13 protein-coding genes are annotated in these 12,286 nt (G+C 70.7%); 4 read left to right on the plus strand and 9 right to left on the minus strand.

What is annotated here, in order from left to right; genetic code table 11:
- Positions 1-5: 5 nt before the first annotated feature.
- Both OG440_RS10820 and OG440_RS10825 read left to right on the plus strand, forming a co-directional pair.
- Positions 6-665, plus strand: a complete 660-nt coding sequence (locus OG440_RS10820; protein WP_406006632.1) for an N-acetylmuramoyl-L-alanine amidase — start codon at positions 6-8, stop codon at positions 663-665.
- Positions 666-917: 252 nt separating this feature from the next.
- The gene (locus tag OG440_RS10825; protein WP_406006633.1) at positions 918-2,501 is read left to right on the plus strand and encodes a multicopper oxidase family protein; all 1,584 of its coding nucleotides are present in this window, start codon (positions 918-920) and stop codon (positions 2,499-2,501) included.
- A gap of 168 nt (positions 2,502-2,669) precedes the next feature.
- Here the strand turns inward: OG440_RS10825 and OG440_RS10830 are convergent, their stop codons facing one another.
- The 3 genes from OG440_RS10830 to OG440_RS10840 form a co-directional block, all read right to left on the minus strand.
- Positions 2,670-3,833: a cysteine desulfurase family protein gene (locus OG440_RS10830; RefSeq protein WP_406006634.1), complete on the minus strand. Its 1,164-nt coding sequence runs from the start codon at positions 3,831-3,833 to the stop codon at positions 2,670-2,672.
- 61 nt (positions 3,834-3,894) lie between these two features.
- Positions 3,895-4,161, minus strand: a complete 267-nt coding sequence (locus tag OG440_RS10835) for a DUF4190 domain-containing protein (protein WP_406006635.1) — start codon at positions 4,159-4,161, stop codon at positions 3,895-3,897.
- A 35-nt stretch (positions 4,162-4,196) separates the two neighbouring features.
- Complete coding sequence (locus OG440_RS10840) at positions 4,197-4,364, minus strand: hypothetical protein (protein ID WP_406006636.1); 168 nt, start codon at positions 4,362-4,364, stop codon at positions 4,197-4,199.
- A gap of 122 nt (positions 4,365-4,486) precedes the next feature.
- Here OG440_RS10840 and OG440_RS10845 point away from each other — a divergent pair, with 122 nt between their 5' ends.
- A complete protein-coding gene (locus tag OG440_RS10845) occupies positions 4,487-5,113 on the plus strand; it encodes a TetR family transcriptional regulator (RefSeq protein ID WP_406006637.1) in 627 nt (208 codons plus the stop codon).
- 84 nt (positions 5,114-5,197) lie between these two features.
- On the opposite strand, the gene OG440_RS10850 is transcribed toward OG440_RS10845, so the two are convergent.
- Together OG440_RS10850 and OG440_RS10855 are read right to left on the minus strand one after the other, a co-directional pair.
- A complete protein-coding gene (locus OG440_RS10850) occupies positions 5,198-5,563 on the minus strand; it encodes a hypothetical protein (protein ID WP_406006638.1) in 366 nt (121 codons plus the stop codon).
- A gap of 205 nt (positions 5,564-5,768) precedes the next feature.
- Positions 5,769-6,656 (minus strand): thioesterase family protein, encoded by an 888-nt coding sequence (locus OG440_RS10855; RefSeq protein ID WP_406006639.1) that lies wholly within the window; start codon positions 6,654-6,656, stop codon positions 5,769-5,771.
- A 264-nt stretch (positions 6,657-6,920) separates the two neighbouring features.
- Here OG440_RS10855 and OG440_RS10860 point away from each other — a divergent pair, with 264 nt between their 5' ends.
- Entirely contained in the window at positions 6,921-8,171 is a 1,251-nt protein-coding gene (locus OG440_RS10860; RefSeq protein ID WP_406011310.1) for an alpha/beta hydrolase, read from the plus strand.
- Here OG440_RS10860 and OG440_RS10865 read toward each other — a convergent pair.
- The 4 genes from OG440_RS10865 to OG440_RS10880 all read right to left on the minus strand — a co-directional run bounded on the left by OG440_RS10865 (position 8,080) and on the right by OG440_RS10880 (position 12,226).
- Complete coding sequence (locus OG440_RS10865; protein ID WP_406006640.1) at positions 8,080-8,736, minus strand: trimeric intracellular cation channel family protein; 657 nt, start codon at positions 8,734-8,736, stop codon at positions 8,080-8,082. The two genes, OG440_RS10860 and OG440_RS10865, sit on opposite strands and share 92 nt — an antisense overlap.
- A 63-nt stretch (positions 8,737-8,799) precedes the next feature.
- Positions 8,800-10,137 carry an ABC transporter ATP-binding protein gene (locus OG440_RS10870; RefSeq protein WP_406006641.1) on the minus strand — a complete coding sequence of 446 codons (1,338 nt, stop codon included), beginning with the start codon at positions 10,135-10,137 and terminating at the stop codon, positions 8,800-8,802.
- The gene (locus tag OG440_RS10875) at positions 10,134-11,231 is read right to left on the minus strand and encodes an ABC transporter ATP-binding protein (protein ID WP_389508614.1); all 1,098 of its coding nucleotides are present in this window, start codon (positions 11,229-11,231) and stop codon (positions 10,134-10,136) included. The genes OG440_RS10870 and OG440_RS10875 overlap by 4 nt, the downstream gene beginning before the upstream one ends.
- Entirely contained in the window at positions 11,228-12,226 is a 999-nt protein-coding gene (locus OG440_RS10880; RefSeq protein ID WP_406006642.1) for an ABC transporter permease, read from the minus strand. The genes OG440_RS10875 and OG440_RS10880 overlap by 4 nt, the downstream gene beginning before the upstream one ends.
- Positions 12,227-12,286 lie beyond the last annotated feature (60 nt).

Below are 12,286 nucleotides of genomic sequence, written 5' to 3' on the forward strand. Positions count from 1 at the left end.
CCGACATGGGGGACGGGAAGAGCGACTCCGACCGGCGGATCGGGCGGCGGGCCCTGCTGATCGGCGGGGCGGCGGCGGCCGTCGGCACCGGCCTGCTGGCGCGCGCGGAGCTGACGCGGCTGTACTGGCGGCTGCCCGGCGTGCGCAGGCAGCGGGTGGAGGGGGCCGTGGACTACCGGGGCGCCCGGTGGGTGGCGGCCTCGGAGGCGAACTTCCGCTGGGCGGACCGGCCGGACGACTACGGGATCGACATGGTCGTCGTCCACGTCACGCAGGGCGACCTCGACAGCGCGGTGAAGGCGTTCGAGGACCCGGGGCACAAGGCGGCAGCGCACTACATCGTCGGCAAGGACGGACACGTCACGCAGATGATCCGGGAGCTGGACGTGGCGTACCACGCGGGCAACCGCGCCTACAACGAGCGCAGTGTCGGCATCGAGCACGAGGGCTTCGTGGACCGGCCGCAGGACTTCACCGACGCGATGTACGCCGCCTCGGCCCGCCTGACCGCCGCGATCTGCCGGCGGTACGGCATAGCCGTCGACCGCGAGCACATCATCGGGCATGTGGAGGTGCCGGGCACCGATCACACCGACCCGGGCGGGCACTGGGACTGGGACCGCTACCTGCGGCTCGTGCGACAGGCGCAGGCCGCCTCCGCGTGATGATCCGGCCGTCATCAGGCCCCGGAACGGGTGATGTGATGCAGCTCACACGCGCGCGATATCGTGAACAATTCATGAGAGCGGTCCGTCGATGTGTTCCACCGCCCGACCGTGACCTGCGGACCGTCAACCTGGCTTTTTTTCAAGGGAGTTGACCTCGGCGATCACCGCAGGGCGTCTCCACAGCCTCCCGGGCTCGCTCCTAACTTCGCCTCAGTCTTCACATAGCCCTTAGCCCGAGGCTCCACGGCCATGACACACACCACGGATTCCCCCTCGGGCTCGGACCGGCAGGGCAGGGGCGCGCACGCCAGAACCGGTCGCCACGACAAGGACGAGCACTCCAAGGAGTCGAAGGGCACGGGCGGCAAGGGCCTGCACCGGCGGAAGTTCCTCGGCGGCATGGCGGGAGCGGCCGGGCTGGCCGCCGTCGGAGCCGCCGGGGTCACCTTCTCCCTGCTGACGGGCGGCAACAACAGCAAGGCGTCCGCCGCCGACGCCACCGGCACGCTCACCGTCCCCGACCTGCTGGAGGCCACCACCACCGACGGCGCCACCACCTACACGCTGACCGCGAAGGCGGGCACCAGCGAGGTGCTCGGCGGGGTCACCAGCACCACGGCCGGCTACAACGGTTCGTACCTCGGCCCGACCATGAAGTGGACCAAGGGCGAAACGGTCCTGATGAACTTCACCAACACCCTGGGCGCGGACACCTCGGTCCACTTCCACGGCGCCCACATCCCGGCCAAGATGGACGGCGGCCCGCAGAACGCCTTCGCGGACGGTGTGACCTGGTCGCCCACCTTCGAGGTGCTCGACGAGGCCAAGACCCTCTGGTACCACCCCCACGCCCTGGGCACCACGGCCGAGCAGGTCGTGCACGGCCTGGCCGGAATGATCATCGTGGAGGACGGCTCGGACGTCTCGGCCGCGCTGCCGAGCGAGTACGGCGTCGACGACATCCCGATCATCCTGCAGTGTCTGGCGGTCGACGCCGCCGGCGACATCAAGTACGAGGCCACCGGTTACCGCAGCTCCGGCGTCACCTTCCCGGTGCTGGTCAACGGCACCAACGTCGACGCGACCACGCTCGGCTTCACCGCCACCAAGAAGCGCACCCGCTTCCGGGTCCTGAACGCCTCCCCCGCCGACATCATGACCGTCCAGCGCGGCGACGGCGGGACGCTCACCCAGATCGCCACCGACCAGGGCTACCTCACCGAGGCCACCGAGGTGACCACGATCCGGCTGGTGGCCGGCGCCCGCGCCGAGTTCGTCCTCGACCTGGAGGACGCGGTCACACTCCAGGCCGTCGTCACCACCGGCTGGATCCGCGGCGGCAGCGGCACCTACGACTTCCTGACCGTGACGCCGAGCGCCACCGACACCCCGGCCGCCCTGCCGAGCCCGCTCAACACCATCACCCGGTACGACACCGGCGACTTCACCGCGCGGACGATCACCCTCGGCCAGGGCACCGGCGGCACCATGTCGATCAACGGCTCGGTGGGCACGACCATGGCCGGGATGGCCATGATCAGCACCACGCTGGACTCCGAGGAGATCTGGACGATCACGAACAGCACCCAGCTCGAGCACTCGTTCCATCTGCACGACGTGCCCTATCAGGTGATCGAGATCAACGGCGAGGCGCCGACCGGCGTCGACCTCGGCTGGTTCGACACCTTCGAAGTGGTCGGCGGCGGCTCCATCAAGATCGCGATGAAGTTCACCGACTTCACCGACGACACGTACATGTACATGCTCCACTGCCATCTCCTCCAGCACGAGGACGAGGGGATGATGGCCTCCCTGATGGTCACGTCGAGCTAGCCCGGATCCGGCGGACCCGACCCGCCGCCCCCCGAGCAGGCTGCCGCCGGCAGTGGAACTGCCGGCGGCAGCCCCCGGGCCCGGCGTGGCCGGGCCGCGTCCATGGTGGCGGCCTTGGCTGGCAGGCACCTTTGAACCCCCGGCCGCCGTGCGGCGCCGGGGGTCGCGTCACGTCAGTCCGGCCGCGCGGGCCCGCTCCACCGCCGGCCCGATGGCCTTGGCGACCGCCTCGACGTCGGCCTCGGTGGAGGTGTGGCCGAGGGAGAAGCGCAGGGTGCCGCGGGCCAGGTCGGGATCGGTCCCGACGGCGAGCAGGACATGGCTGGGCTGGGCGACGCCGGCGGTGCAGGCGGAGCCGGTGGAGCACTCGATGCCCTGGGCGTCGAGCAGCAGCAGCAGCGAGTCGCCCTCGCAGCCCGGGAAGGTGAAGTGGGCGTTGGCCGGAAGCCGGTCCACCGGATCCCCGCCGAGGATCGCGTCCGGGACGGCCGTACGGACGGCGTCGGTCAGCGCGTCGCGCAGGGCGCCGATCTCACGGGCGAACCACTCGCGCTGCTCGGCGGCGAGGCGTCCGGCGACCGCGAAGGAGGCGACGGCGGGGACGTCGAGGGTGCCGGAGCGGACGTGACGCTCCTGACCGCCGCCGTGCAGGACGGGGACGGGGGTGTGCTCACGGCCGAGGAGCAGGGCGCCGATGCCGTACGGGCCGCCGATCTTGTGGCCGGAGACCGTCATCGCGGCGAGTCCGGAGGCGGCGAAGTCGACGGGGACCTGGCCGAAGGCCTGGACCGCGTCGGCGTGCAGCGGGACGCCGAACTCGGCTGCCACGTCCGCCAGTTCACGGACGGGCAGGATGGTGCCGATCTCGTTGTTCGCCCACATGACGGTGGCCAGGGCCACGTCGTGGGGGTTGCGGGCGATGGCTTCGCGCAGCGCTTCGGGGTGGACCCGCCCGTAGGAGTCGACCGGCAGGTACTCGACCGTGGCGCCCTCGTGCTCGCCGAGCCAGTGCACGGCGTCGAGGACCGCATGGTGTTCGACCGGGCTGGCCAGGACGCGGGTGCGGGCCGGGTCCGTGTCGCGGCGGGACCAGTACAGGCCCTTGACCGCGAGGTTGTCGGCCTCGGTGCCGCCGGAGGTGAACACGACTTCGCTGGGGCGGGCGCCGAGCGCGTCCGCGAGGGTCTCCCGGGCTTCCTCGACCGTGCGGCGGGCCCGCCGGCCGGCCGCGTGGAGCGAGGAGGCGTTGCCGGTGACGCCCAGGTGCGCGGTGAGTGCCTCGACCGCCTCGGGGAGCATCGGCGTGGTCGCGGCGTGGTCGAGGTATGCCATGGTGGCCCCGATTCTACGGGGGCGCGGTGGCGCGCCTCGCTGGCAGGTGAGCCCCGGGCGGTCAGAAGCTCCAGGAGACCGTCGAGTCCGCCTGCATGAACGCCACCAGGACCACGAGGTCGGCGATCCCCAGACCCAGTCCCAGGAAGGCGCGGCCGCGGCGGGCCGTACCGCGCCACAGGGCGACCGTCGCCAGGACGATGGCGATCGGACCGAGGAAGACGTTGAGGACGAGCAGGCCGAGGAGGCCGAGGACGAAGGACGCGACGGCCATGCCGTCGGTGTCCCGGATGCCGGTACGTCGGGTGGCCTGTGCGGTGAGTTGCATGGCTGGTCAGCTCCTGGGGACGAAGGTGCGACGGGTCAGTGGGTCGAGGTGTGCCGACGGCTGCCGTAACGCTCGCGGAGCGCGAAGACACCGAGCCAGGCGGCGATCACGGCGGCGGCGACGAGGGTGAAGGCGAACGGCGCGTGGGCCACGGTGCCCATGACGACGCCGAACAGCAGCAGGGCCGCAACGAGGAACAGCATGGGATCGGATCCCCCTCCGTAAAGTTTGGGTGAACAGTTGTGGTTACACTTGTTCACTGACTCTCGAGTCTAGCGTGCACCCGGGCTTTCCAATTCCAGAGAACAGTTGTTAACTGGATGATATGAGTCACACTCTCGGCATCAGGCAGGCCCAGAAGCAGAAGACCCGGCGGGCGCTCATGGACGCGGCGCTGGTGCTGCTGGAGGAGCAGAGCCTGAGCAGCCTGGGGCTGCGCGAGGTCACCCGTGCCGTCGGGGTCGCCCCGACCGCCTTCTACCGCCACTTCCGCTCCACCGCGGATCTGGGCGTGGCCCTGGTCGAGGAGGCGCTGGGCAGCCTGCACCCGATGATCCGCACCACCGTGACCACGGCCGACACGAGCGAGGAACGCATCACGCGCGCTGTCGAGTTGATCGCCGGTCATGTGACCGCGTACCCCGCTCCCGTCCGTTTCATCGCCCGCGAGCGACATGGCGGGGTACAGCCGGTGCGGGAGGCGATCCGGGACCAACTCGCCCGGTTCGCCGAGGAGGTGAAGACCGAACTGGCCAAGGACGCCGAGGCCGAGGGTTGGAGCGACGACGACCTGCTGATGCTCTCGCACCTCTACGTCGACCAGATGCTCATCACGGCCTCGCTGTTCCTGGAGGCCCTGGAGTCCTCGCCTCAGGAACGGGAGCGGGTCGGCCGGCTCGCCGCCCGCCAGATGCGGCTCATCAGCATCGGCCGCCGGCACTGGCGGGACTGACGGCCCGACGCCCATCGGCCCGGCGTACGCCACAGGGGCGGCGCACCCGTTCCCGAGTGCGCCGCCCCTGTGGGTGAACCGCCGTCAGCCCTGCTGCTGCGCCTGCTGTCCCTGGCCGCCGCCCGGACCGCCACAGCCGCCGCCCCGCCCGCCGCCCCCGCCCTGACCGCCGCCGCCGGGCCCACCGCTCGGCATGCCCGACGGGACACCGGTCGGCATGCCGGTCGGCTGCCCCGAGGCGGCGCCGGTCGGCGCACCCGACGGAGCCCCCGAGGAGGCGCCGCTCGGCCTGCCCGAGGGGTTGCCGGACGGCGGCTGACAGGACTGCTGGGCGGAGGTCCCGCTGCTCGAGGAGGAGTCGTCCGAGCCGCAGGCCACGAGGGCGAGGGGCGAGAGCGCCAGCAACGCCACCGCGGGGGCGAGACGGACGGGCATCAGTGCACGCTTCATGAGAAACAGCTCCGGGGAGGATGAGGAAGACCTGAGACCCGGAACTCAACCAACGGCGCTTAGGCCTTCCTTGGGCCCCCTCTGTCCCCCGCCTGTCAATCAGGTAAAGCGCGCCTCAAGGCGCCCTGCCGACCTGCGAGTTCACCCCGGCGGCACGGTCGGACGCTGGTACGACTCCGTGACACAGGCCCCCGCGCGGCGGGGCTCAGCCGAGCCTGACCCGCGCCAACTGCCGTGACTGGGCGACCAGTCGGTCCGCGCTGTCCCAGACCTCGGCGTCCTCCTCCAGGAAGCCGCCCGCGAGGTTGCGGGTGGTGATGGAGACGCGCAGCGGGCCCGGAGCCGGGCGGCAGCGGACGTGGACCGTCAGCTCGACCGTGGGGACCCAGCCGCGCAGGCCGATCTCGAAGGCGGTGGGCGGCAGGGCGTCCACCGCGAGGAGAAGCGAGAGCGGGTCGGGGTCACGGCCGTCCTTCAGGCCGAACCAGGCCCGCATCTCCCCCTTGCCGGAGGGCTGCCCGAGCGCCCAGCCGAGGGTCGACGGATCGAGCTTGAGCATCAGCCGGTCGGCGATCGCGGAGCTGCCGTCGACGGGCGCCGGCCCGTCCTCGGGGCCGAAGCACTGGTCCATCGGCGGGATCACGGGCGGCATCGCCGTCGTACGGACGTCGTCCGGCAGGGCGTCCAGGTCGCCGTAGGAGGCGAGGACACGGATCCGCTCGACCTCGGCGCCGTTCTCGTCGTACTGGAAGAGCGAGGCCTGGCCGGTGGACAGGGTGCGGCCGGTGCGCACGACATCCGTGCGGACGACCGCGGGGCCGGGCTGGGACGCCGTGAGGTAGTGCGCCGAGACGGTGAACGGGTCGCGGTGGGGCAGGGCGTCCGCGAGCGCGCGGCCGAGGACGGCGAGAAGGTAGCCGCCGTTGACGGCGCTGATGATCGTCCAGCCGGCCGAGAGGTCGATGTCGTAGACACCGGGCGCGCGTCGGGTGAGCGCGGTGTCGCGGTCGAACTCGAACTCACGGTCACCGGCAGGGGCCGTGACGAGGGCGGTGGAGGCCCGCTCGGCCTCGGCGGTAGCTGCTTCTGGCATGCCTGAACCGTACATCAGCCCATTACTAAGCGGTAGCTTTGGTCGAGCGAGGCTCCACCGGGGCCTCGCTCCGGCCGCGCCGGCACCGTGCCGCGACCACGCCGGGGTCGCGCTGGAGCGGGGCGGCCGGGTGAACGGAACGAGTCCGCTCATGACCGGTTCGGGGACTTATGGGTGACCGGTTCGAGTGAGCGGTCGGCAATTTCTTGGTAAGTGTCCGAACTCGTCCGTAACCTCGACGCCCGGATTCCCCTCTGCAAGGACATGAGCCTCACCGGGACTCCGTTCCTCTACACCCTGATCGCGCTGTCCGTGCTCGCCGTCGCGCTGCCGCTGCTGATGTGGTCGCGGCTGCGCGGGCCGCGGGTCCTGCGCGCCGCGGCCCGGATGGTGATGCTGCTGTTCGCCCAGGGCACGGCCGTGGCCCTGGTCTTCGTCCTGGTCAACAACGCCAACGGCCTGTACGACACCTGGGACGACCTGCTGGGCACCGGTTCCCATGTCCAGCAGGCCGCCGACCTGGGCGCCGACGGCACCGGCGGGATCGCGCTGGACCGGCTGCCCCGGGTGCGGCAGACGTTCACCCAGGCCGAGGGGCCGGGCATGCACGCGGCGGGCGGGGTACGCGTCACCCAGCTCGAGGGCAGGGTCTCCGGCGTCAACGGCGAGGTGTACGTCTGGCTGCCCCCGCAGTACGACGAACCCGCCTACGCGCGCCTCGCCTTCCCCGTGGTCGAGCTGCTGCCGGGCTACCCCGGGTCCGCGAAGTCCTGGTACGGGACACTGCACGTGCACGAGCAGCTGGCGCCGCTGATGCGCGCCGGCAAGATCGCCCCGTTCATCCTGGTCGCGCCGCGCACCACCCTGCTCCCGGGGGTGGACACCGGCTGCGCCAACGTCGCGGGCACCGTCAACGCCGACAGCTGGCTCAGCATCGACGTCCCGAAGATGGTCAGGGACAACTTCCGGGCCCAGCCCGCGCCCAAGGGCTGGGCGGTCGCCGGGTACTCCGCCGGGGGTCACTGCGCGACCAAGCTCGCTGTCGCGCACCCGGACCGCTACCGGGCTGCGGTGAGCCTGTCCGGGTACAGCGACCCGATCGTCGAGCCCAACTCCCTCGCCGCGCAGAGCCCCGCCCTGCGCCGGGCCAACAACCCCTGTCTGCTGCTGCGCAAGGCCACCGTGCCGCCGCCCGTCGCCCTCTACCTCTCCGGCCAGCCGAAGGACGGCTACGAGGCCGCCCTGGCCCTGCGCCGGGAGGCGAAGGCGCCGACGGCCGTGCACGTCGTCTACATCCCGGCCGGCGCGGGCGGCCACACCATGGCGCTGTGGCGGCCGCAGGTCGTGCCGGCGTTCCGCTGGCTGACCACCCAGCTGGATCAGCGCGCGATCGGCCACGACGGGAAGGGCAAGGCGAAGGGGACTACTCCTCGCGCACCGTCGAGCGCCGATTCCACGCACGCGGCGCTCGCCAGTGGAACCGCATCGCGAGCAGCCGCAGCACGAAGGCGGTGACCGCGGCCGCTCCGCTGGCCAGCGGGGTGAGCTCGTCGTAGCGGATGCAGAGCGCCACCACGGTGGCGCCGACGATCGCCGGGACCGCGTAGAGGTCGCGGTCCCAGCGCAGCAGCGAGGGCACCTCGTTGGCCAGCACGTCGCGCAGCACACCGCCGCCCACGGCGGTGGCGACGCCGAGCGCGGCCGACGCCGTGAGGTTGAGGCCGTAGTCGTACGCCTTCGTCGTCCCCGTGACGCAGAAGAGGCCGAGGCCCGCCGCGTCGAAGACGTTGACGCCGGACTGGATGCGCTCCACCTGCGGGTGCAGGAAGATGACCAGGAGGGCGGCGGGCAGCGGGGTGAGGAAGTACCCCAGGTCCGTGAAGGCGGCCGGGGGCACGGCCCCGATGACCAGGTCCCGGAAGACTCCGCCGCCCAGCGCGGTGACCTCGGCGAGCATGGCGATGCCGAACACGTCGAAGTTCTTGCGGACGGCGAGCAGCGCGCCCGAGATGGCGAAGACGAAGATGCCGACCAGGTCGAGCGTGTGCTGGACGGAGGGGCTGAAAATTTGCTGGAGCACCCCTACATTCTCACCCAGCACAAAGCCCCCGCCTTACATTGCAAGGCGGGGGCTCGGTGTTACTTACTTCTCTTCGGCCGGAGTGTCGTCGCCGGAAGCCTCCGACGCGGCATCGTCGCCCGCCTCGGCCGCCTCGGCGTCCTTCGCGACCGCTGTCGGCTCGGTGGCCCCGGCCGGCCGCGTGGCACCGGTCGGTTCGGCGGCCGCCTCGGCCGCCACCTCCGCCGCCACCGCGGCCGAGGTCTCCGCGGACTCCGCGAGCACCTCGTCGGCCACCAGCTCCGCGGCCTCCTTGGCCACGGTCAGCAGGACGGTGTCCTGCGGCGCCTGGTCCTCGAAGTTCTCGGGGTGATGGCAGGCGACCTGCTGGCCGGTCCGCAGCTCGACGAGGACCGGCTCGGTGGTCTTGCAGACCTGCGTCGCCTTCCAGCACCGGGTGTGGAACCGGCAGCCGCTCGGCGGCGAGATCGGCGAGGGCACGTCACCCTTGAGCAGGATCCGCTCGCTCTTGGCGTTCTTGCGCCGCGGGTCCGGGATCGGCACCGCCGACATCAGGGCCTTGGTGTACGGGTGCATCGGCGACTTGTAGAGCAGGTCACGGTCGGCCAGCTCGACGATCTTGCCCAGGTACATCACCGCGATGCGGTCCGAGACGTGCCGGACGACCGAGAGGTCGTGCGCGATGATCACGTACGTGAGGCCGAGCTCCTGCTGGAGGTCGTCGAGCAGGTTGACGACCTGCGCCTGGATCGACACGTCGAGGGCCGAGACCGGCTCGTCCGCCACGACCAGCCGCGGGTTCAGCGCGAGCGCGCGGGCGATGCCGATGCGCTGACGCTGACCGCCGGAGAACTCGTGCGGGTAGCGGTTGTAGTGCTCGGGGTTGAGACCCACGACCGACAGCAGCCGCTGGACTTCCTTCTTGATGCCGCCCTCGGGCTCGACGCCCTGGAGCTTGAAGGGAGCGCCGACGATCGTGCCGATGGTGTGCCGCGGGTTCAGCGACGAGTACGGGTCCTGGAAGATCATCTGCACGTCGCGGCGCAGCGGACGCATGCCGCTCACCCCGAGGTGCGTGATGTCCTTGCCCTGGAACTCGACCTTGCCCGCGGTCGGTTCGAGCAGCCGGGTGATCAGCCGGCCCATGGTGGACTTGCCGCAGCCGGACTCGCCCACGACGCCGAGCGTCTCGCCGGAGCGGACCTCGAAGTCGATGCCGTCGACCGCGTGCACCGCCCCGACCTGCCGCTGGAGCAGGCCCTTCTTGATCGGGAAGTGCTTCTGGAGGCCGGTCACCTTCAGCAGGACCTCGCCGGGGGCGGCGCCCTCGGCGAGGGTCGCGCCCGTCGTCGGGCCCTCGGCCTGCGCGGGGATCTTCACCGCTTTCTGGTCGTCACTCACAGCTTCGGCGCAATCTCTTCGGTCCAGATCCGCTCCCGCTGTTCCGTGCCCAGGTGGCAGGCCGCCCAGTGCCGGCTGCCGACCTCGGCCAGCTCGGGCCGGACGGTGCGGGTGACGTTGTCCTTCGGGAGGTCCGCGTACGGGCAGCGCGGGTTGAAGGCGCAGCCGGACGGGATGTTGATCAGCGAGGGCGGGGAGCCCTTGACCGGGATCAGGCGCTCCTGCTGCTCACGGTCCAGCCGCGGCATCGAGCCGAGCAGACCCCAGGTGTAGGGGTGCCGGGGCTCGTAGAACACCTTGTCGGCCGGGCCCCGCTCGACGCAGCGGCCGCCGTACATCACCAGGATGTCGTCGGCGAGTTCGGCGACGACGCCCAGGTCGTGGGTGATGACGATGACCGCCGAGCCGAACTCCTTCTGGAGGTCACGGATGAGGTCGAGGATCTGCGCCTGGACGGTCACGTCCAGGGCGGTCGTCGGCTCGTCCGCGATCAGCAGTTCGGGGTTGTTGACCAGCGACATCGCGATCATCGCGCGCTGACGCATACCGCCGGAGAACTCGTGCGGGTAGCTGTCGACGCGCTTGTCCGGCTGCGGGATGCCCACCCGGTCGAGCATCTCGACCGCGCGGCGCTTGGCCGTCTTCTTGTCGACGTCGTGGTGGATCCGGTACGCCTCCACGATCTGCTGACCGATCGTGTAGTACGGGTGCAGCGCCGACAGCGGATCCTGGAAGATCATCGCCATCTCGCGGCCACGCAGCTTGCGCACGTGGTCCGGATCGGCGGACAGCAGCTCGGTGCCGTCCAGCCAGATCTCGCCGGAGATCTGCGCCTTGCGCTTGCCGTACTGGCCGGCGGTGTGCAGGCCCATGATGCCGAGCGAGGTCACCGACTTGCCGGAGCCGGACTCGCCCACGATGCCGAGGGTCTTGCCCTTCTCCAGCTGGAAGCTGAGCCCGTCGACGGACTTGACCAGGCCGTCGTCGGTCGGGAAGTGCACCTTGAGGTCGCGCACTTCGAGGAACGAGGTCGGCGCGGGCGAAGCGGGGGTGGGCTCGCCCACGGCCGCTCCGCTCTTGCTGAGTTCCGTCATGAGAGCCTCACTCGGGGGTCGATCACGGCGTACAGGATGTCCACCACGAGGTTGGCGACGAGCACCGCGAGAGAAGTGATCAGGGTGACGCCCAGAATGACGGGCAGGTCCTGGTTCTTGATGGCGTTGAGCACCGCCTGGCCGAGGCCGGGCAGGCTGAACGCCGTCTCGGTCAGGATCGCACCGCCGATGAGAGCGCCCAGGTCCATGCCGAGCATGGTGAGCAGCGGGGTCATCGTGGAGCGCATGGCGTGCTTGCCGATGACGGTGCGTTCCTTGAGGCCCTTGGCGCGGGCGGTACGGATGTAGTCCTCGCCGAGGATCTCCAGCATGGTGGCCCGGGTGATACGGGCGTACATGGCCGCGTAGAGGAACGCGAGGGTGATCCACGGCAGGATCATCCCGCCGAACCAGCCGCTGAAGCTGTCTCCCAGGGGTACGAACTGCCCGTCGAACAGGTCCAGTCCGTACACGAAGATCGACAGGGCGACCATGCCGGTGAAGTAGATCGGGAGGGAGACGCCCGACAGCGCGATCACCATCGCGCCGCGGTCCCACAGGCTGCCCCGCTTGAGCGCGGAGAGCACACCGGCCGAGACACCGAAGATCAGCCACAGCACGGCGGCACCGAGCGCGAGCGCCAGGGTCACCGGGAAGCGGTCGGTCAGCACCGGCCAGACGGCCTGCTCACTGCGGAAGGAGTAACCGAAACACGGGGCGGCGCAGTGGATGGAGTCGCCACCGCCCGTGTAGGTCCGGCCGGCGAAGATGCCCTTGAAGAATTCCCAGACCTGGGCGTAGATCGGGTCGCCCAGGCCCAGCTTCTCGCGCACACCCTCGACGGCGGCAGGGTCGGCCTGCTTGCCCACGAAGCTCAAGGCGATGTCTACGCCAGCCCACTTGGGGATGAGGAAGAAGATGCCGAAGACCACCATGACGATGACCACGAGCATCACTACGGCGGCGAACAACCGCCTGATGAGGTAAGCGAGCACAGCTCTCGGCCCGCCGCGGACCGCGGGCCACCGGATTGTGTCCAGTGACCCGCGGATCCG

The organism is Streptomyces sp. NBC_00637 (assembly GCF_045161545.1).
Classification (GTDB): domain Bacteria; phylum Actinomycetota; class Actinomycetes; order Streptomycetales; family Streptomycetaceae; genus Streptomyces.